This window comes from Bacillus sp. AFS041924 (genome assembly GCF_002577195.1).
Taxonomy (GTDB): domain Bacteria; phylum Bacillota; class Bacilli; order Bacillales; family Bacillaceae_G; genus Gottfriedia.
Genome location: NZ_NULG01000029.1, coordinates 12602 through 34457 on the forward strand (window position 1 = coordinate 12602; position 21856 = coordinate 34457).

Here is a 21856-nt window from a genome sequence, read left to right on the forward strand (position 1 = left end):
TGTACAAATGTTTGATAAAGTGAGGAGAATCTTTTGCCATACATTAGAAATATATAAATTACAAAATAGATGTTACGAGAATCAAAATTTTACTTTAATAAAAAAAATATTAATCGACTAAAAATAAAAAAACTACTTCACTTAACGTAAAAGTAGTCAAAAAAACACATTATAAAACTAGACAACTTATTTTTCGTGCACCGTTACTCCCTTAATATATGAGGTAATTTCGCTATCAGGGATTAGTTTATAAGATTTCTGTTGGGTATTTTCAGGATTGAGACGATCTTCATAAATGGCTCTTAAGTGTGCCGTTCGATATAATTGATTTTCAAATGAACCTCGAGATATTTCTAGTGGCAGTTCTACACCATTAAAAAATTCAACAACCGATCGGTTATATTTACCGCCTCTGAAATTTGCAACGTGATTGTAGGAGATCCAAGAACATTCTACTTTTAAAGAAGATGAAGTGGGGAAAAAGAAAATTTGATTCATTGAGCTAATCGCAATTGGTGGTTTATGAGTAATAGAAATCATTTGTTTAGTTCCTTCACGCCTACCTCTGTAACTACTTCCGAAATAAGCACAGCTTCTTTCGATTATCTGAATCGGTTTCGCCATAACATAAAAATTATCATCTGTTTCATACACCTTTGAAATTACATCTAAATCGACTGTAAACTCTGGTATGATTGCCATTGTCGACTTATTAATCTCGTACTCATTTAATACTTTAACTTGTCCTTTCACATGATTCATCTTTACAATTCCGTTGCCATTAATCTATAAGTATCTATAAATTGATGATTGCTTCCCTGTTCTACGTGTCCGGTTTTGCCGAGGGTACTGTCCAACACTCCGAGGGCGTAAATACGGATACAACGATTCCTATATAGTTGAGTTAACTTTACTATGATTATTCTCAACTTTTTTATTGCTTGGCTAGGTTTTCGTCTTTTATTAGACCTACTCACTATCATGGTTCTACCAAATGCCAAAGTCACTTTCGTAACATCCTAGATTCACAGTAGGTATAATAATTATATCTTGAATTTATCATTTTATAGCAAACAAATAGGCAACGTTACCTCCTTTCTTTTTATAAAGTTTTAGTAGTCTTTCACATTATTATTTGTTGTAACTGCTACTTTACTTCTGTTGTTCGACCGTTAAAGGGCGCGTTGATTTTCGCTAGTTCCTTCACTCCTTTCATTTTCTGATTTTCTAATCTACTAGCTCTTTCACTCAGAATTATTCAATTAAAAAATCTTGTTAATAATTGCTCAAGTTTTTTCTAAATGGCTCTGTTAAAAAAGAATGTTGATTTTCCATTCCAGGTANNGAATTTAACTAAAATCAACAAATAATATTAACAGAGCCTTCTAAATAAAAAAATGAGCATTAAACATTTAACAATTCCTGGCTATTAAAATTTATAACAAGAAGTAAAGTAGCAAACATAGATGTTAGAAAAATAATATCATAAATCTTTATTTGTAAAATCAATATTTAAATTGTTTAACAAAAGTGTCATTGTTTACTAAATTTTAGGTTAATAAGCAAAGAAAAAACCACCTTTCTCGTATTTGAGAAAAAGTGGCTTTTACTTCTTAGTTAGATGAAAATTGTTGTTCTTCTGTTGAGCCTTTAAGAGCAGTAGTTGAAGATGTTCCTCCAGTAATAACTTGAGCTACTTGATCAAAATAACCTGTGCCTACTTCACGTTGATGTCTTGTCGCAGTGTAACCAAATTGTTCGCTTGCAAATTCAGCTTGTTGAAGTTCTGAATATGCTCCCATTCCACGATCTTTATAATTTCTAGCTAATTCAAACATTCCAAAGTTTAATGCGTGGAAGCCTGCAAGTGTAACGAATTGGAATTTGTAACCCATTGCAGCTATTTGTTGTTGGAATGTCTCGATTGTTTCGTCATCTAGTTTCTTCTTCCAGTTAAATGAAGGAGAGCAGTTATAAGCTAGTAATTTACCAGGGAATTTTGCATGAATTGCATCTGCAAAGCGTTTTGCATCTTCTAAGCTTGGCTCTGACGTTTCACACCAAACTAAATCTGCATACGGTGCATAAGCAAGACCACGAGCAATTGCTTGGTCTAACCCTGCTTTCGTACGATAAAAACCTTCAGGCGTTCTTTCACCTGTAATAAATTGTTGATCAACTGGATCAATATCACTTGTAATCAAATCTGCTGCATCAGCATCAGTTCGTGCAACAATAAGCGTAGGAACTCCCATTACATCCGCAGCTAATCGAGCAGAAATCAAATTACGAACCGCAGTTTGTGTTGGTAATAATACTTTTCCGCCTAAATGACCGCATTTTTTCTCAGAAGACAATTGATCTTCAAAATGCACTCCTGCTGCTCCTGCTTCAATCATGCTTTTCATTAGTTCAAATACATTTAATTGGCCACCGAATCCAGCCTCTGCATCTGCCATGATCGGTGCGAAGTAATCTACTTCTTCTCCACCTTCAACATATTGAATTTGATCTGCACGTTGGAAAGCTTGATTTATTCTTTTTACAACAGCTGGCACAGAATTTGCTGGATATAAGCTTTGATCTGGATACATTTGACCAGAAAGATTTGCATCTGCAGCAACTTGCCATCCACTTAAATAAATAGCCTTTAAACCTGCTTTTACTTGTTGAATCGCTTGATTTCCAGTTAGTGCTCCTAATGCATTAACATAGCTTTCTTCATTTAATAGCTTCCATAATTTTTCTGCACCTTTTTTAGCTAAAGTGTGTTCAATATCAATTGATCCTCTTAATTTAATAACATCTTCAGCAGTATATGTTCTTGTAATACCATTCCATCTAGAATCAAGTTCCCAGCTTTCTTGTAATTCAGCAATACGTTTTTCACGATTTTTCGTCATATTCAATTCCTCCTAATTTTATAAAAAGTTATATCCTTTTAAAGTCAGAAAATCTGCAAATTCATCGTTACTAATTAATTCATCAAATAATGCGATTGCTTCATTAAATCGTTTTGCTTCAAATTGTTCTTTCCCTATTTCTAGTTGAAGCTTCATCATTTCCTCATTTTTTAACGAATCTACCAATTGTAGAGTTATGTTTGTACCATCCTCTAAAACACCTTTTTCATGACGCACCCATTGCCAAATTTGCGCACGCGAAATTTCAGCTGTTGCTGCATCCTCCATTAAATTGTAGAGCGGTACTGCACCTCGCCCGCTTAACCATGCTTCAATGTATTGGATTGCAACTGTTATATTTGTTCTGAGACCTTGTTCTGTAATCACTCCACTAGGAATCTCTAAAAGATCTGCTTCAGTTACATTTACATCCTCACGTTTTCTATGAATCTGGTTTGGTGTAGGCATAAATTGATTAAATTGTTCAAGAGCAACGGCTACTAGACCAGGATGAGCTACCCATGTACCATCGTGTCCATCCTTTGCTTCACGCTCTTTATCTTTTCTTACCTTTTCAAAAGCAGCTTCATTTCGCTCCTTATCATCTTTAATTGGGATTTGAGCAGCCATTCCTCCTATTGCCGGAGCATTTCTACGATGACAAGTTTGAATAACTTTTTGCGAATATGAACGCATAAATGGTACTTCCATCGTCACAACAGATCGATCTGGTAAAATGATAGACTTGTCGTAGCGCATCATTTTTATAAAGCTAAAAATATAATCCCATCTTCCACAATTAAATCCTGCTGAATGGTCTTTTAATTCATAAAGAATTTCATCCATTTCAAATGAAGCAGCAATCGTTTCAATTAATACAGTTGCTTTAATCGTTCCAACAGGGATATTCAATTCATTTTGGGCAAATACGAAAACATCATTCCATAATCTTGCTTCCAAATAACTTTCCATTTTTGGCAAATAAAAATAAGGTCCTGAGCCGTTTTTTATTGCCTGTTTCGCGTTATGAAAGAAAAAAAGTCCAAAATCCACTAAGCTACCAGACATATTTTCACCATTTACAGTGATATGTTTTTCCTCTAAATGCCAGCCTCTTGGTCGAACTAATAGTACAGCTGGCTTCTCTTTTAATTGATAAGTTTTTCCTTTTGAATGAAGTGAAATCGTTCGATTCACGGCATCTCTTAAATTGACCTGACCTGAAATAATATTTTCCCAAGTTGGAGAAGTAGCATCTTCAAAATCAGCCATGAAAACAAATGCATCTGAATTCAATGCGTTGATAATCATTTTTCGATCAACTGGTCCTGTTATTTCTACTCTTCGATCTTGTAAATCCGCTGGAATAGGCTCAATTGTCCATTCACTTTCACGAATATTTTTTGTTTCCTCCAAAAATTGAAGCTTACCTCCGTTTTGTAAAAAACGCATTTTTTCTTTTCTATTTAATAACAGCTCTTGTCTACGTTGATCAAATTTCAGGTGTAATTGTTCTAAAAAACTTAAAGCTTCGGTCGTAAGAATGTCAGTTGAACCCTCTACATGATTACCTAGAACTTTAATTTTTGAAAGCTCAGTTGTCATACGATTCCTCCATTCAGTTATATAACAGATATTATTTACTTATGTTATTATATAACAGAGTATTCAAAATGGATATTAAATTCTGAAAATATTTCTAAAAGATTTTTCGACAGCGCTAATTAAATAACTATCTAATTATTATCTGGAAAATAAAGAAAACTCACCGATTGGCGAGTCTTTTAGGTGATAACATTGGCGTTGTTCTCCTTTCGCTTTTACAAGCTCAAGTCAGTCGTAGTAGATTCAATGAGGGTTATTTTCGTGCACTTATACTTTATTCATAAAATTGGCCACCACGTCGAAATTACTTCCTCGTTGCCAATTTATACTTTCTTAAAATGAAATAAAATAAAAAGCACCCTAAATCGGATGCTTTTGTCATTTCATTTCTCAGCTGCCTCTAAATACTTCATCCTTTCCAACATAGTCGGATGATCATATCTAAATAGCTTCACAAGAAAAGGAGGATTTACCTGGGAAAGACTGTTTTTTGATAACTTTTGAAAAGCAATAATCCCTGATTCAGGATCATTAGTTAATTTAACAGCATATAAATCCGCTCTTTTTTCCGCACTTCTAGAAAACGCGTTTGAAACCGGGTCAGAAATAAAACCTACAATTCCACTAATGATTAAAAATAATGTTAAGACTACGGCCATTTTTTCAGCCTGGTTACTGCTCCTACTCTTTGATACTACAAACTTCATTAATAAGTGAATAATATACAGACCAACTAAGCTCCCCGCTAGCATGCCAAACAATGATTTATATATATCTTTGTGAACGTAATGCGACATTTCATGAGCCATGATGAACATAATTTCATCCTCAGTTAACCCCTTAAGAGTTGTATCCCATAAAACAATTCTTGCATTTTTTCCAATACCAGTAACGTAGGCATTATAAGTAGTTGTCTTAGTGGACATATTTACTTCATATACCCGATGTGCAGGAATATTTGCTTCATTAGCTAGTGTAATAATTTTCTTTTCTAAGTTTTTATCTTTCAATGGATAAAAGTCGTTATATAAAGGATCGATTACTACAGGCTGAATAAACGTTAAGAATATCGTAAATGGAATACTTAATAACCATGCAGTTAACCACCATTTCTTTGGCTGTTTCTTGATTAATAAATACACCACATACATTACAATAAACATCATTCCAAAATCGATCCAAAAGCTAATCAATTGATCCTTCATATACGCATTAAATGTTTGGACAGACAATCCGTATTTCGTCGATAACTTAAATCGATAGAAATCAATTGGAAATGTAATGATATATGTAATGACCGAGACAAAGAAGAAATATAAAAAGACTTGTATAAACTTAAATCTAGTCAACTTAGCTAACGATTCACCTATTCTTTCAATCGCTCCAGATAATAATAAAAGTGATAATACAATCCAATCGATTGGTAAGCTAATAAAGTAAAGAACATTTTTTAATGTGCTATAACTAGAGCTTAAATTAGCTTCCTTATGATTCATGAACGTATGTGGATCAACAAATGTTCCTTTATATTTTGAAGGTAAGTCTGGACTTGAAAATACATAAAAGTATAGCAGGATTAAAATGACATAAATGAGATAGCCTAGACAAATGAACTTAGTTAATTTAGATTTAGTTTCTTTTATCATAAAATCTCCCCCCATTCTATATTATCAACTTTGTCCAATTTTTTAGAACTGCAACCTATCATATTTTCAAATACTTTTTTCTATTGGTAAGGTAATTCAACACATTTCTTAGTGGTATTGGCACAGAGTGGTAGATATCTTGGAGCCATTTATCATTTGCAGTTGAAAATTATCATTTTTTATAGAGAATTAGCAGATTATTAATTAATTTAAAGAGTTTTATTTGCAGTTCGCTGCTTATATACTTCACCTAATAAAAAGGAGAGTCCCCCATAATAGGACACCCTCCTTCCTTACTACTGCATTTTATTGTGTAACTGAATCCTTTAATGCTCGTCTAAGTATTTTTCCTGTTGCATTTTTTGGTAGCTCTGATATGAATTCAATTGATCTTGGTACTTTGTATTTAGCTAAGTGAGCTTTGGAATATTCTGTTAATGTTTCCACACTTAATGACGGATTTTTTGAGACGACATATGCTTTTACACTTTCTCCAAAATTATCGTCAGGTATTCCGATCACGGCACATTCTACAACGTCAGGATGATTATAAATTACCTCTTCGACTTCACGAGGGTAAACATTATAGCCGCCAACAATAATTAATTCTTTTTTACGATCAACTATATAGAAATAACCATCCTCATCAATTCTTGCTAGGTCACCAGTATATAGCCATCCGTCACGAATCGTCATTGCCGTTTCCTCTGGCATATTATAGTAGCCTTTCATAACATTTGGTCCTCGGACGATCAATTCACCAACTTCGCCAACTGCAACTTCTTCACCAAGTGCATTAACAACTTTATTTACTACATTGCTAATATTTGTCCCAATTGATCCTGCTTTTCTTGGACGGTCTAATGGGTTAAATGTCGTAACTGGTGAAGCTTCTGATAATCCATAACCTTCAGAAATGATAACTTTAAATTTATTTTCAAAGTTCTCTAAAAGTGCAACCGGTAATGATGAACCGCCTGAGATGCATAATCGAATTGACTCAAAGTCTTCTGTTTTTCCTTCTGGGAATTGGTATAAGAAATTATACATTGTTGGCACACCAGCAAATACAGTTGCCTTATACATACGAATAATATCAAATATTTCTTTCGGACTAAACTTAGGCACTAAAATAACAGTAGCTCCATACATTAATGGGGCATTCAAAGCTACGGTTAAACAGAATACATGGAAGGCTGGTAATGTTGCAATTACTTTTTCAGAACTCGAAAAGCTCAAGAAATGACCAGCATCCATTGCATTAGAATATAAGTTTTTATGTGTTAGCATAGCGCCTTTTGGTTTACCAGTTGTACCAGAAGTATATAAGATGACTGCTAAATCTTCATCTTCTAATTCAGGTCCTTTGAAATCCACATCTCCAAGGCCAACAACATTTGTAAACGATTTCAATTTATTGTCTTTAAATTCATACGGACTTTCTTGCTTTGTTTCACAAATAATGAAGTGATCAATGTTAGGAAGAATCGGTGAAGCTTTTTCAACTAGTGGAAGAAATAGGTCTAAGGTGATTACTGCTTTTGCGTCGCCGTTTGTTAATATGTATACTAATTCATCTGGTGAATATAGAGGATTAACCGGTATTACTACCGCTCCAACCTTCAACGCACCATATAGTGATATAATAAAATGAGGAGAATTACCAACGACTAGGGCTATTTTATCTCCTTTATCAATCCCTAATTTTGAGAGGCCACTCGCAAATTTTGTAATATGAGTCTCTAATGTTGAATATGAAAATGTTTGTCCTTCAAAGATAATGGCAGAATGTTCAGGATGCCTCAAAGCTGATTGTGACAGTGTTTCAACTAAATTCAAGAAAAACTACCTCCTTTAAAAATAAAAATTTAAAATATTCTAAATATATTATATTGCTAGAGAACATTTCTGACAAGTGAGAATACTAGCACTTTTTAGTCTTCTAATTGTTAAAACAAACAAAAAAAGAGTAGTTTCCTACTCTTTTTTAAAATAATAAACTCATAAATTCTTCTTTAGATACGTTACCAAAGTAATGTGTAAAATTAACTTCATTTAGCTTATTTTCAATCTCTTGTTTATCAAACTTACTGCCTATAAGAAGCTGTTCTATATCAGATACATCCCCTATACCAAAGAAGTCACCGTAAATTTTAACATTTTCAATGCTTCCTTTATTGACATCTAAACGAATATCAATCGATCCTGCCGCAAATCTCTTATTTTGTTGTATATTACATTTAGGAGATTTCCCAAAATTCCAATCCCAATTACGGTATCGGCTCTCAGCAAGCTCTTTAATATTCTTAATATCCTCATCTGTCCATTCGTATCGCTCTATTTTTCCATGCTCTTTAAAAATTGATTGTAAAATTTTTTCTTTAAATTCTAGAATCGTAATATCTTCTTTTAAAAATTCCTTAATGTTTGCAACCCTACTTCGAACAGATTTAATTCCCTTCGATTGGATTTTTTCTAGTTTTACATTTAATGCATTTACTACTTCATCTATATTACTATCAAATAACAATGTACCGTGACTAAACATTCTACCTTTCGTAGAAAATTGTGCATTTCCAGAGATTTTTCTACCTTCAGCTAAAATATCATTTCTTCCACTAAGCTCCGCATTCACACCAAGTTCATTTAATGCCTCGATTACCGGCTCAGTAAACTTTCTAAAATTATGAAAGCTATCACCGTCATCCTTTGTAATAAAACTAAAGTTTAGATTCCCTAAATCGTGATATACTGCTCCGCCTCCAGATAATCTTCGCACAACATGGATGTTATGATCATTTACATATGCCGCATTAATTTCCTCAGCAGTATTTTGATTTTTACCAATAATGATTGATGGTTCGTTAATATAAAATAAAAAATATGTATTTTCAGGATCAAGATTTTTCAACGCATATTCTTCCATCGCTAAATTTAATGTTGGATCCGTAATTCCTCTATTATCTAAAAATAACATGTGTATTCTCCTATCCTTTTGATTTCCATTCAAATCCTGTATAAGCTAAATGAACAATTCCATTATAATACTTCTCTGCCTCAATTATTAAATCTTTTGTATTTCCTTTATGAGGAAGATGGGATAAAAGTAATTCTTTCACACTTGCTTCCTTAGCGATCGTCGCAGCATCTTTACTGCTCATATGTCCTACTTTAGCTCCATCTTGGTGTTCATACAGATTACAATCACTTATCAGTAAATCTGCATTGGAAGAGAATGGTATGAACTCTTCCGTAAAGCTTGAATCTGCTGTATAAACGACTGAATGATTGGCAGTTTCAATTCGCATTGCGAAACAATCAACAGGATGAACAGTCTTAAGAAAACGAATCGTAAATGGGCCTAGATTAAGGGCCTCATTTGGCTTATAAACATATCCCTTTGTTACTTCTTTATATGTCAATGAATTAAATTTTTCCAGGTTAAAGTTATGTCCATAAATAGGTAAAGCAAACTTAAGCTTACCTGCGTTTACAAGTTGGAAGTATTGTAACACTCCTATATCTGCAATATGATCATGATGATAATGTGAAAGGATCACAGCATTTAAGCAATTAGGATCAATGTAATTTTGTAGAGCAGCTAATGCACCTGAACCACAATCAACCAATAGATTAAAATTTTTGGATTTAAATAAATAACAAGATGTTGCTTCATTTTTACCTGGATAGCCGCCCCAATAACCAATCACGGTTACTTTCATAAAAAAAACACGCTCCTTTCTACTTATTATTTCTATGAAAATTTAAATTTATAAGTTTATCCTTACTGTTTAACTAAAAATAGGCGATTAGATTATTTTTCAAAAATTGTACTAATACAGATTGACACAAAATAAGTTGTAGTAATACAATACTAATAAGTTAACCAAAGGAGAGGGTAGCATGCTTATAAAAATGTCCGAATTTTTTAAACAATTACCAAAAAAACTTTGTAAACAATGTAATTCGACGATTGAAGAACAACATGATTGCTACAGTAACACTTGCTCAAAATGCTTAAAAGATAGTTTTTAATTTAAGCCCTTATCGTTACACTAAAATTCTTATAACACAAAACTGTTATAGAAAAGCGTCAAAATAAAAAGAGCAACCGTAAAAGTATCAATCTACTTTTACGGTTGCTCTATTACTTACATAATCCATTTAATAACTCGGAACAGCTTGCTTTTCTTTAGAGAATAAGTATTCAACTGTATCTGAAACTGCTTTCTCACCTTGATCTATGCAATCTGGTAAACCTGAACCATAAAATGAGCAGCCAATCACTGATACTCCTGGCATTTCCTTTTGTAAATATTGTTCCATATTTTTCGTACGCTCTTTATGATTAATCGTATATTGAGGCATCGCATCTTTCCATCTTGAAACAATATAAAATTCAGGTTTTTCAGTTATATCCATTGTCTTTCTTAAGTCATCTAAAACAATTTCAACAAGTTCTTCATCTGTTTTATCGACTATTTCCTTATTGTAGGGACTTCCAACATAACAACGTAATAGGACCTTACCTTTTGGACAGGCATGTGCCCATTTTTTATGAGTCCACGTACATGCTGTTATATTATAGTCGTTGTTGCGTGATACAACAAAGCCTGTACCATTAATATCCGTCTTAATTGCATGCTCCGGGAATGCAAGTGCAACATTCGCAACTGATGTAGAAGGTACTTTTTTGAAAGGCTCAAATACAGGTTTATTGTTAAATAGTTGTGGAATAAAACGATGAGGTACAGTAACGATAATTGAATCTGATTCAATCTTTTCATTATTGCTAAGTACAATCTCATATTTTTTTCCAATTTTATTTATATTAACAACTTGTACACCCTTTAAAACTTCCTCTTTATCTAACTCTTCTTCAATTCGTTCAACGATTGTTTGAAGCCCTGTACTTACAGTCTGGAAAATTCCTTTTCTAGGACCTTTTGATTTTTTTACAGGCATTTCTTTTTTCATACCTAGAACAATACTTTGATGTTTTTGTTCAATTTGGAAGAATTGAGGAAACGTCGCCATTAAACTCATTTGGTCAATGTCGCCTGAATAAATACCTGATAATAGTGGCTCAATTAAATTATCAACTACTTCATTACCAAGTCTTCTTCTGAAAAATTTTCCTAATGACATATCCCCTTGAACATGTGTTTTAGGTAATACAAAATCTAAGCCTGCACGAATTTTTCCCGCTGGTGAAAATAGACCTGAGAATATAAAAGGCTTAATTTGTGTAGGAATCCCCATGTTAGAACCTTCTGGCATTCCATGTAATTTATTATGGGCTAAAACATAGGATTTTCCAGCAGAATTAAAAACGATTTGATCTTGAATACCTAAATTTTCAGCTAATCGATACGCACTCTTTTTCCTCGCCAAAAATGAATCAGGTCCACGCTCAATAACAAATCCATCTTTTCTAATCGTTTGGATTTTCCCTCCGAGCCTTGATGAGCCTTCAATTAATTGAATATCTATTGGAAGGTTATTTTTTATTTTTTCTTGTTTTAAATAGTAGGCAGCTGTCAATCCAGTAATACCGCCACCAATAATGACGACCTTCTTATTCACTTCTTTACCCCCTATTTCAAAACCATATTATTGTTCGTTTAATTTTCTTAATACTACCGTACTTAGTCCACTTATAAATAATGGATCTGTATTAGGCATCGGTGGACGAACATATGCTTTTTGAATTTCATCCGTTACATGTTTACATTCTATGTCATTATCATAAAGTACTTCTAAATGCTCACTTACAAATCCTAATGGTAAATAAACATAAGTATCAAAATCATAATTATCATTCAGTTCACGTGTTAAATCTTGTACATCAGGTCCAAGCCAAGGCTCTGGTGTATTTCCTGCACTTTGCCAGCCTAAAAAATAATGACGAATATCAGACTGCTCTACGACTAATGCGGCAGTTTGTTTAAGCTGCTCAGGGTATGGATCGCCGTAAGTAAGAATTTTTTCAGGTAAGCTATGTGCTGAGAAAATAAATGCCGTTTTAACACGTTGCTCTTCATTCATTGGTTCTAAAACCTTTTCTACTTCACGTACCCAATATTGAATAAATCTTTCTTCTTTATACCAATCATCAACATGAATAATTTTCGGGCCGTCTACTTTTTCAGAATGATTTGTAGCACGTTCGTTATACGATTTTACACTGAATGTTGAATAGTGTGGTGCAAGTACGATACTAACCGATTTTGTTATACCGTCTTTTTTCATATCTTCTACTGCATCTTCAATAAATGGTTCAATATGCTTTAGTCCAATATACATTTTGAATTCTACTTTGTCTTGGATCTTATTTAAATCTTCTTCTAAAGCTTTTGCTTGCGCAATTGTTGTTTTTGCTAAAGGAGAAATTCCTCCAATGGCACGATATCGTTCTGTCAGTTCTTCTAGAGCTTCCGGAGAAGGCTTTCTACCTCTACGAATATCTGTATAATAACGTTCAATATCTGATTCTTTATATGGCGTGCCGTAAGCCATAACTAATAAACCGATTTTTTCTTTCATGTCATCACCATAGTCCTTTTTTATTAAGCTTTAACCCTTGATGAATACTCATGAACAAAACTTGTTAAACGTTTAAGAGTATCAGGGTTTACTTCAGGGAATACCCCATGACCTAAGTTGAAAATATGACCAGGATTCGCCATACCTTCATCTAATATTTCCTTCGCACGTTTCTCAATTACTTCCCATGGAGCTAATAAAAATGATGGATCTAAATTACCTTGAAGCGTTTTCGTAATCCCTAAAGAGCGAGCTTCAGAAATAGAAGTTCTCCAATCTAATCCAATTACATCTACAGGCAATTCATTCCATTCATGAATTAAATGGCTTGCCCCAATTCCAAACATAGTAGTTGGAATATTATCTTCTTTAAGTGCAGCAAAGATTTTATCCATACATGGTTTAATATAAATACGGTAGTCACTTGCATTTAGAGCACCAACCCATGAATCAAATAATTGAATTGCACTTGCTCCAGCTTTAACTTGTGCCTTCACATATTTGATCGTCATATCAGCTAAATGATCCATAAGAGCAAACCATGCTTCTGGCTCTGCATACATAAATGATTTTGTTTTATTATAGCTTCTAGACGGTCTCCCTTCGATCATATAGCTAGCAACTGTAAAAGGTGCACCTGCAAATCCAATTAATGGTACAGAAAGAACCTCTGTTGTTAATAATTTAATCGTCTCATAGATATATGGTAGTTGCTCTTCTGGATGAATATCAGTTAACTTTTTTACATCTTCTAAAGAACGAATTGGATTGCTAATTACCGGTCCTACTCCTGATTGAATTTCTACGTCTACTCCAATTGCAGGAAGTGGAGACATAATATCCTTATATAAAATAGCAGCATCAACATTATATTGGTCAACTGGAAGTGCTGTTACGTAAGCACATAATTCAGGTTGATGAGTAATTTCAAATAATGAATATTTTTCTTTTATTTTTCGATATTCTGGTTGAGAACGCCCCGCTTGTCTCATATACCAAACTGGTGTATGCTTTACTTCTTCTCCTCTAATCGCTTTAAGAAATGTATCGTTAAAATCTTTTTTCATCCTTCAAAGTCTCCCTTTCACTTTTCCAAACTCTACTATTAAATATACTGATTGAACCATTAATTGTATAGAAAACTCGAATTTTGTCACATAACGTTCACTGATTTTACATTTTCTCTCAATTAATAGGTCTATTTTACTACCAGACTTTTCCCATTAAAAATTATATCAAAATATAAGTAAAATATCGAATTAATAATCTTAATAGATTTAATCATTATTTAATTTAAAAATCTTTTTTTATTTGTATTAATAAAAACCTTTTACACTAGAATACTCACTATTTAGTCGGAAGTACGTAAACCTTACACAGAGTCTAGTACTTGATCAGTTTCTCTACTAATTTTTCAAATGAGAATACTTATAAAAACGAACTTTTAAAACGTTTTTTACTCATAGAAACAAAAAACTCCCCTTCAAATCATTTGATAAGAAGGAGAGCCTTAAAATGTCTATTCCTTATTTCTTATGTTGGGTTTGACAAGTTTAGACCTCTTACCTTCTTCTTTTGTCTGAGGATTGTACGGTACTACATAATAAGAAGGTACATTAAATACGTTTACAAAGGAGTCTTTATATTCATCTAAACCAGTAACAGTATCTACTAATTTCTCTTTTCCATTCTTCACTCGATAAATTCGATATTGCTGTCTATGATCATCAGGTGCATTCCAATTAATAACGACAGTGAATAGTCCAAATGGAGAAAATGATACTTTTGATTGTACATTTGAAATAGGCTCTAAATTTATTGGTGATTCTAAATCGTCTATATTTTTTGGTTTTTTAAATGATGTAGATGGTTCTCTTCCAGCTTCACTTAAAATCTTTTTAAATAGTATAGTTGGATATGTACTACCATTTCTTAAAAAATGGTTAGAATCTGTTTTATCATATCCCATCCAAATTGCACCAACAACATCCGGTGTATACCCTACAAACCACGCATCTTTATTTCCATTTGTTTGACCAGGAATATTCGTAGATCCAGTTTTACCTGCTAAATCACCTGTAAATCTACCTCTACTCGCTGTCCCTTCATTTACTACACCTTTAAGCATTTTTGTCATATACCACGAAGTTTGTGATGAAAACACTTTATATTCCTTAATTTTTGCTTCAGCAACTAAATCGTTGTTACGATCATAAATGGCATTAATAACAAATGGCTCTAGTGCGTCTCCATCATGATCAAAAGAACTATAAGCTTTTACAAGCTCTAGTGGTGTCAGACCAATCTTAAGTCCTCCAAGTGCCATACTTAAGCCTTTGTCAGGTATAGATAAATCCATTTTTTCTAAATACTCTTTTGCATTATCAATTCCAATATCATTTAATAGCCAAACTGCAGGTACATTAGCTGACTCAATAATCGCGTTAAACATCGATATCGTTTTTGAATAAACCTCATTATGGTTTTTCGGCTTATAGTCTCCTAATGCACTTTGCTCATTTGGTAGTAAGGAATACGGATTATAGTTTCCAGTTTCAAGTGCAGGCGAATAGACAAGTAAAGGCTTAATGGTTGAACCGGGTTGTCTCTTTACGTTAATTCGATTCAAGCCTTGAAAATAATAATTCCTTCCCCCGATTGCCGCCTCTACACCGCCTGTTTCTGCGTTTAGTAAAACGAATGCTCCTTCAGCATTTTGATCAGTTCCGGGAAAATAGTTTCCATTTTTAAAATATTTATAAGCGGTTAGTTGTGTTTTTTTATGAATCGGTACGACAACTTTGTATCCACCATTTAAAAGCTCATCGTAAGAAATGCCATATTTCTCCTTCGCTTCCTTAATAACCATATCTATATAAGTAGCATAACCGTTTTCAAATTTTTGTTCGGTAATATGTAAAGCTGATGCTTTTGCTTTTGCCTTCTGATACTCAAATTCAGTTATATAATGTGTATCTAGCATCTTATAAAGCACCAGATTTCTACGCTCTAATGATTTTTGCGGCTGTGTAACAGGATCATAATGTGAAGGGGCCTTTAACAATGCAGCTAAAGATGCACTTTCCTCTAACGTCAAATCTTTAACATCTTTCCCGAAATAGTATGTCGCAGCTCCACCGATCCCATAAACCCCATGACCGAAATAAACTTGATTTAAATACATTTCTAGTATTTGATCTTTTGTATACTTTCTTTCTAGATTAATGGCTATAATAACTTCCTTAGTTTTTCTCATAAACGTTTTGTCGTTCGTCAAAAATACATTCTTTGCAAGCTGTTGAGTAAGGGTACTTGCACCTTGAACTTTACTAAATGCTTTTAAATCATTTATTATAGCCCGAAAGATCGATTGGGTGTCTATTCCATGATGCTTATAAAATCGTTCATCTTCAATTGAAACTACTGCTTGTTTTGTATAATCAGGTATATCATTAATTGAAACGATTTGATGGTTTTCATTATAAAGCTTTGAAATAAAATTCCCTTCTAAATCTACCATTTCAGATGAGGAATGGACGACTAACTTATCTTCATCTATTACATAATTGCCTAAGAAGACAATCAGTAAAAATCCCACAAAGCTAATTAATAGGACACTGAACAGTCCTATTGCTAAATATCCCCATTTTTTCAATTAGTTCACCTTCATTTCTCTTACCATATAACAAATAGTATATCCATATATTCCCACGAATAAGTCACTATTTGCTTTTTTTCGATATATATTTCCTCGGAAATACATTTTTCGCTATTCCATAATTGATGATAATTTTGAAGGATATCATTTACATTTCTTGAATAGGTTATATAGATAGTAAGTAGGAGGGTGAAATAATGTCAGATTTATTTACTTTATTAGATTCATATTATCCAGAAATGGTATCTACACGTAGATATCTGCATGAAAATCCTGAGCTTTCTTTTAAGGAATACGAAACAGCAAAATTCATTCAAAACTTTTACAACCAATTAAATATTCCATACAAATCAAATGTAGGTGGAAATGGTGTTGTTGCAACAATTAATGGTCGAAATCCTGGAAAAACAATTGCTTTAAGAGCTGATTTCGATGCACTACCTATTCAAGATGAAAAAGACGTGTCATATTCCTCCAAAATCCCCGGAGTTATGCATGCATGCGGTCACGATGGTCACACCGCTACATTATTATATTTAGCTAAAGCACTTCACGAGAAAAAAGATTCTTGGGACGGGACGGTAGTCTTACTTCACCAACACGCTGAAGAATATGCACCAGGTGGAGCTATTTCGATGATTGCTGACGGATGTCTAGAGGGTGTTGACGAGATTTATGGAACCCATTTATGGGCTATTGAAGAATTAGGTACAATCGGCTATCGAAAAGGCCCAATCATGGCAGCAGCTGATCGTTTTTCAATCACAATCCAAGGTCAAGGCGGTCATGGTGCTGAACCCCATCGAACAAAAGATAGTATTGTAATTGCTAGTCAACTTGTAATGGCACTTCAACAGGTTGTTAGCCGTGAAACCAATCCAATTGACACAGTTGTTTTATCCATTGGTAGTTTCGAAGCAAAAAATGCTTTTAACGTAATTGCCAATCGAGCAACTTTAATAGGGACAGTTCGAACATTCAAAAAGGAAACACAAGAAAAAGTGAAAGAACAAATGGCTAGAATCATACAAGGTATTTGTCTAGCTAATGACGTTACATACGATTTTCAGTACGATGATGGTTATCCTCCAGTAGTAAATCATGAAAAAGAAACGGATCTATTAGTTGAAGTGGCTGAATCAATCGATGAAGTAACTCATCTAAAAGAAATGGATCCTAAAATGGGCGGAGAGGATTTTGCTTACTATTTACAAAAAGTTCCAGGAACGTTCTTTTTCACAGGAGCTAAACCTCCACATGTTACAGAAGCTTACCCTCATCACCATCCTAAATTTGATTTTGACGAAAAAGCCATGCTAATTGCAGCAAAAACACTAGGTTCTGTGACATTGGCTTCATTAAAAAAATCACAAAAATTAGTTGAACAAAATTAAGAAAAAGGAGAACTTTTAAAAAAAGTTCTCCTTTTTTATGTAGACCTTAGATCAGGTCTTCTTTCTTTTTCATATACCTTAAACGATAAGCATTTTTGGTGGTTTCACCTAGTTGCTCCAGAAGTTGATAATTTACATAAGCTCCAACTGGCGCTCCGATGACAGGTACTAATTGAAGTAGTTTAGCTAAATCAATATGATCACGATATTCTTGCTGTAATCGTTCCCAATTGACTTGAGGATTTTCATCTACTTTGTCTTCCCATTTTTCGATAACATGCAAGACTTTTTTTCGATGATCATCGCTAGAAAAAGCAAGTTGAAAAATATACAGCATGAATTGTCTCTCTAGTTCGTCTTTTGGTGAGTAACCATATATTTTTGCAGCTTCAACGAGAAACCTAATTTTTATTCCGAGTAATAACGGAAAATCAGCAAGACCGAGTAATATTCCACCCGCTCCTGTCCCTGCGCCTTCTACTGCTGAGATTTTTTTGTACTCGTTTAGTTTTTTATCTAGTATTAAATCTCTTTCTCTAAGTGATAGAGCTTCATATTCTTCACCAGTGCCATTAAAAACCGTAGATCCACCCATAAATAATACCATCATATTTTTAACGGATTTAGTAAGAACATCTTGAATTTGTTCTGGCAATAATGATTGAATCTTTAATTGAACCTTTTTTGCAGATGTTTGGAAAAAATTCGAATCGGACATTACTTTTTGCTTCCATCTTGATAATTCATATTGAATACGAAGTTCATAAGAATCCATTTTGTCCACCCTTTACAATTTTTGTGGCTGACTTAATCTTTTTTGTACATAAAATTTAATTAACCACATTGAAAATAAAGTATATACAACGATTGCAATAATAAAGTTTAAAATAGATAAGCCCTTTATTAAACCAATGATACTAAAAACTAGACTACATATTATCAGTAGTATATACAAAAGTGTCGAAATAGATTTTTTATTTTCCTCATTTGTATAGGGATAAATTTTCCACAACAAATGATAGTTATACTGTTTTAAAATTGACATATTTTGCAGAGAAATTACGTAAAGAAATAAAATACCAATTAATACTTTTCCAATAGTAGTTGGTACTAAGTAAACTACAAATCCACCTACAAAAAGTTGTCTTAGAAACATGCTTAAATAGTTACCATTTCGAATAAATGTGCGAAGTAATAGATAATTCGCTGCATTTTTCATTTTAAATTTATTAATAATTGGATCTGCCCATTTTCTTCGCTTAACTTGTTGCGAAATAGACGGCACATCTGTAAACATGTTCGCAAATCGGTAAAAAGTTGCTAATCTTGAAGTATCAAGTTTAACATTTCTTTCCCATTGTACTCTTTTATTTTTACTCCCTATTTGAATGGATAATGCATAAGCAGCTAAAATTACGATGATGATTACAAGAATCAAGCTACCCCATTTACTTAATAATCCATAAATAAAGAAGAAAGTCCCCAGTAATCTTAAACAAGAATCAAATGTTCGGTTTAATACCCCTTTATTTGTAAGATGTAAGAATGAAACAAAAAGATTATATCCCTTTAATAAGAAAATAATTACCATAAATACAAGAAAACTTGTCGTTTCCCCTAGTGAAAATTTCTTATATATAGGATAAATCACACCTAGCATCATTAACATTAAATAAATTTGAACAATGTAAGTAATTAAAAAAGAGCGAACAAAGTAGCTTTTCATCTTTTTTTCTAAAGGTAGTAAATAATGTAAATCTGGTCCTTTAAAAAAAGTAGTTATTTGCCCTGTTACAACAAGAAAAGCGAAAAGAATAGAGATTATTAAAATTACTGGAAAGTCTGGAGAAATTGTTTTAAGCATTTGTTGATAATAATATGCTGCTCCCCCAAAACCAAAAACAAGCACAAATTTTATATGGTCATTAAAAATGTAACGACCATATCTACTCATTTCTTTTATAAAGCTTCTATATCGCGCTAACCATAATTCTTTTATCGTGCTCATATTTCTTTTTCCTTCGTTGCAAAAATATAAATTTCATCCAATGAAGCATTGGGCAAATTATATTTTTTCTGTAATTCTGTTAATGTACCTTTTGCAATGATTTCTCCTTCATGCAAAATAATAAATGAATCACAATAAATTTGCGCAGTCGATAAAATATGAGTAGACATTAGTATGCCTGCTCCTTTTTCTTTTTCTTCCTTTAAGATCTCAAGCAAATTATTAATTGCTATTGGATCAAGTCCTAAAAAAGGTTCATCGATTATGTATAACTGTGGTTGAACAATAAGGGCACAAATAATCATAACCTTTTGTTTCATCCCTTTAGAAAATGTAGAAGGAAAATATTTTCTTTTTTCATATAATCTAAATGTTTTTAGTAACTCTTCACTTCGCTTTTTAAAATCTTTTTCAGGAATATTATAAGCCAAAGCCGTAATTTCAAGATGTTCCTGTAATGTTAATTCATCATAAATCATCGGAGTTTCAGGAACATAAGATAAACTTGCACGATATGCAGTTGGATCTTTATCAAATGTTTGCCCATTTATTACTATGTCACCTTTAGATGGCTTCAATAGTCCCAAAATATGTTTGATCGTTGTACTCTTACCAGCACCATTTAATCCGATTAATCCAACAAGTTCATTTTTATTAATCGTAAACGAGACATCTTTAATGACAGGCTGACGAGTATAACCACCTGAGACATCTTTTACATGCAATAAAGTCATTCTTTACAAATCCTTTCAATTGTACTTTTCCTTTAAATTTTATTGTAACAAATAATAGTCCTAACTTCCTTATTATCATATTTATTGAATGCTAAAAAAAAATCCTTCTTTTTTTGAATACTATTTTAGGTTAAGGGTATTATAATTCATGAAGGGAAAGCAACACACTATTCTTAGTTCAAAAATTGAAATGAGGTGTGTGTTAAAGGAATTTTAATTTGCGTTCAAACCTAAGTCAGATTTTTTGTTTAAGTGAAATGAGGTATCTCCAATGATTAACATCGTTGTCAAACACAGCAGTGCTAAAATCAAAGGAGATGGTGCGCTTGAACATGATCTATAAAAACAAAGGTCATTAGTATACCAATTTGTAAATGAGGTGTCTCGAGCAGAACATATAATTTATTTATAGGTGTACCAATTTATTGAACATTAAAGCAAATGAGGTGTCTGTTAAAGACAATTTAACTTATTAACCTAAATTCAATTTTAAAATCTTTCCCCTTCATCAAGGAGCAACTATTGTTGCTCCTTGTCTTATTTTCTAAAGCCTTTTAAATACCACTTTCTTCTATGTATTTTCTCATTCTCCACGCCATTTCCTTACTACTCTGTTCCAATTCCAAAGCTTTTACTCAGCTTCCTGCTTTTTAATTTTTTTCCTATTATAAATGAATATTATCTTATCTACAGGGCATTATAATTTATGAAGGGAAAGCAACACACTCTTTCTTAGTTCATACTTTTGAAAATGAGGTGTTTATTAAAGGTAATTTAATTTGCGTTCAAACCTATGCAGTGTAGCTGTTGAAGTGAAAGTGTCTCCCAAGATATAACATCGTTGTATAAAACAGCAGTGAAAAAATCAAAGGGGATGGTACGCTTGAACATGATCACATAAAAACAAAGGTTTTTAGTATACCATTTGTAAATGAGGTGTCTCGACCAGAGCATATAAATTTATTTTAGGTGTACCAATTTATTGAACATTAAAGCAAATGAGGTGTCTGTTAAAGACAATTTATAATTACTCCAATATTCTTTCTCCTTCACCAAGAAGCAACGTAGGTTGCTTCTTGTTCATGCTGTTGAAAAAAGAACTTGTCAATTATTACAGGAAATTATCACTGATAAGTAAGTTATGTGTTGTTGATTTCCACTACAGGTGCTCGCTTTCCATGGGGCGAGATTCTTGAGCCTCCTCGTCGTACCTCCTGCGGGGTCTCAGGCTTCCCGCATATCCCATAGGAGTCGAGCACCTTCCGTTCCAATCAACTTTTTCAAAAAAAGTATAGATAAAGCCTTATTTTTATCACTCTTACTTAAAAAATTGACCATTTATTAATCAGTTTGTTCTCCATT

The 21856-nt window shown here is 33.0% G+C and carries 16 protein-coding genes; 2 read left to right on the forward strand and 14 right to left on the reverse strand.

What is annotated here, in order from left to right:
- Positions 1 to 186 precede the first annotated feature (186 nt).
- From COC46_RS10370 to COC46_RS10405, 7 genes are all read right to left on the reverse strand, one after another.
- The gene (locus COC46_RS10370) at positions 187 to 762 is read right to left on the reverse strand and encodes a competence protein ComK (RefSeq protein ID WP_098809641.1); all 576 of its coding nucleotides are present in this window, start codon (positions 760 to 762) and stop codon (positions 187 to 189) included.
- Between the two features lie 851 nt (positions 763 to 1613).
- Positions 1614 to 2903 carry an isocitrate lyase gene (aceA, locus tag COC46_RS10380; protein WP_098809643.1) on the reverse strand — a complete coding sequence of 430 codons (1290 nt, stop codon included), beginning with the start codon at positions 2901 to 2903 and terminating at the stop codon, positions 1614 to 1616.
- 18 nt (positions 2904 to 2921) lie between these two features.
- Positions 2922 to 4508, reverse strand: coding sequence for a malate synthase A (gene aceB, locus COC46_RS10385; RefSeq protein WP_098809644.1), 1587 nt, complete (start codon positions 4506 to 4508; stop codon positions 2922 to 2924).
- A 383-nt stretch (positions 4509 to 4891) separates the two neighbouring features.
- A complete protein-coding gene (locus COC46_RS10390; protein WP_098809645.1) occupies positions 4892 to 6154 on the reverse strand; it encodes a M48 family metallopeptidase in 1263 nt (420 codons plus the stop codon).
- A gap of 306 nt (positions 6155 to 6460) precedes the next feature.
- Entirely contained in the window at positions 6461 to 7993 is a 1533-nt protein-coding gene (locus COC46_RS10395; RefSeq protein ID WP_098809646.1) for a fatty acid--CoA ligase family protein, read from the reverse strand.
- A 148-nt stretch (positions 7994 to 8141) separates the two neighbouring features.
- Entirely contained in the window at positions 8142 to 9131 is a 990-nt protein-coding gene (lplA, locus tag COC46_RS10400) for a lipoate--protein ligase (RefSeq protein WP_098809647.1), read from the reverse strand.
- A 10-nt stretch (positions 9132 to 9141) separates the two neighbouring features.
- The gene (locus COC46_RS10405; RefSeq protein ID WP_098809648.1) at positions 9142 to 9876 is read right to left on the reverse strand and encodes an MBL fold metallo-hydrolase; all 735 of its coding nucleotides are present in this window, start codon (positions 9874 to 9876) and stop codon (positions 9142 to 9144) included.
- 193 nt (positions 9877 to 10069) lie between these two features.
- Here COC46_RS10405 and yhfH point away from each other — a divergent pair, with 193 nt between their 5' ends.
- Positions 10070 to 10189, forward strand: a complete 120-nt coding sequence (yhfH, locus tag COC46_RS10410; protein WP_369700043.1) for a protein YhfH — start codon at positions 10070 to 10072, stop codon at positions 10187 to 10189.
- A 129-nt stretch (positions 10190 to 10318) separates the two neighbouring features.
- Here the strand turns inward: yhfH and hemY are convergent, their stop codons facing one another.
- The 4 genes from hemY to COC46_RS10430 all read right to left on the reverse strand — a co-directional run bounded on the left by hemY (position 10319) and on the right by COC46_RS10430 (position 16355).
- Entirely contained in the window at positions 10319 to 11740 is a 1422-nt protein-coding gene (gene hemY / locus COC46_RS10415; protein ID WP_098809650.1) for a protoporphyrinogen oxidase, read from the reverse strand.
- Between the two features lie 27 nt (positions 11741 to 11767).
- Entirely contained in the window at positions 11768 to 12700 is a 933-nt protein-coding gene (hemH, locus tag COC46_RS10420) for a ferrochelatase (protein ID WP_098809651.1), read from the reverse strand.
- A gap of 23 nt (positions 12701 to 12723) precedes the next feature.
- Positions 12724 to 13767, reverse strand: coding sequence for a uroporphyrinogen decarboxylase (hemE, locus tag COC46_RS10425; RefSeq protein WP_098809652.1), 1044 nt, complete (start codon positions 13765 to 13767; stop codon positions 12724 to 12726).
- Positions 13768 to 14219: 452 nt separating this feature from the next.
- Positions 14220 to 16355, reverse strand: coding sequence for a transglycosylase domain-containing protein (locus COC46_RS10430; RefSeq protein WP_098809653.1), 2136 nt, complete (start codon positions 16353 to 16355; stop codon positions 14220 to 14222).
- A 197-nt stretch (positions 16356 to 16552) separates the two neighbouring features.
- Here COC46_RS10430 and COC46_RS10435 point away from each other — a divergent pair, with 197 nt between their 5' ends.
- Complete coding sequence (locus COC46_RS10435) at positions 16553 to 17752, forward strand: M20 family metallopeptidase (protein WP_369700044.1); 1200 nt, start codon at positions 16553 to 16555, stop codon at positions 17750 to 17752.
- Positions 17753 to 17798: 46 nt separating this feature from the next.
- Here COC46_RS10435 and COC46_RS10440 read toward each other — a convergent pair whose 3' ends face one another.
- Genes COC46_RS10440 through COC46_RS10450 form a run of 3 tightly spaced genes read right to left on the reverse strand, consistent with a single transcriptional unit; the run spans position 17799 to position 20494 of the window.
- Positions 17799 to 18527, reverse strand: a complete 729-nt coding sequence (locus COC46_RS10440) for an EcsC family protein (protein WP_098809655.1) — start codon at positions 18525 to 18527, stop codon at positions 17799 to 17801.
- A gap of 12 nt (positions 18528 to 18539) precedes the next feature.
- The gene (locus COC46_RS10445; protein ID WP_098809656.1) at positions 18540 to 19760 is read right to left on the reverse strand and encodes an ABC transporter permease; all 1221 of its coding nucleotides are present in this window, start codon (positions 19758 to 19760) and stop codon (positions 18540 to 18542) included.
- On the reverse strand, positions 19757 to 20494 hold the full coding sequence (locus tag COC46_RS10450) for an ABC transporter ATP-binding protein (protein ID WP_098809657.1): 738 nt from the start codon (positions 20492 to 20494) through the stop codon (positions 19757 to 19759). The genes COC46_RS10445 and COC46_RS10450 overlap by 4 nt, the downstream gene beginning before the upstream one ends.
- Positions 20495 to 21856 lie beyond the last annotated feature (1362 nt).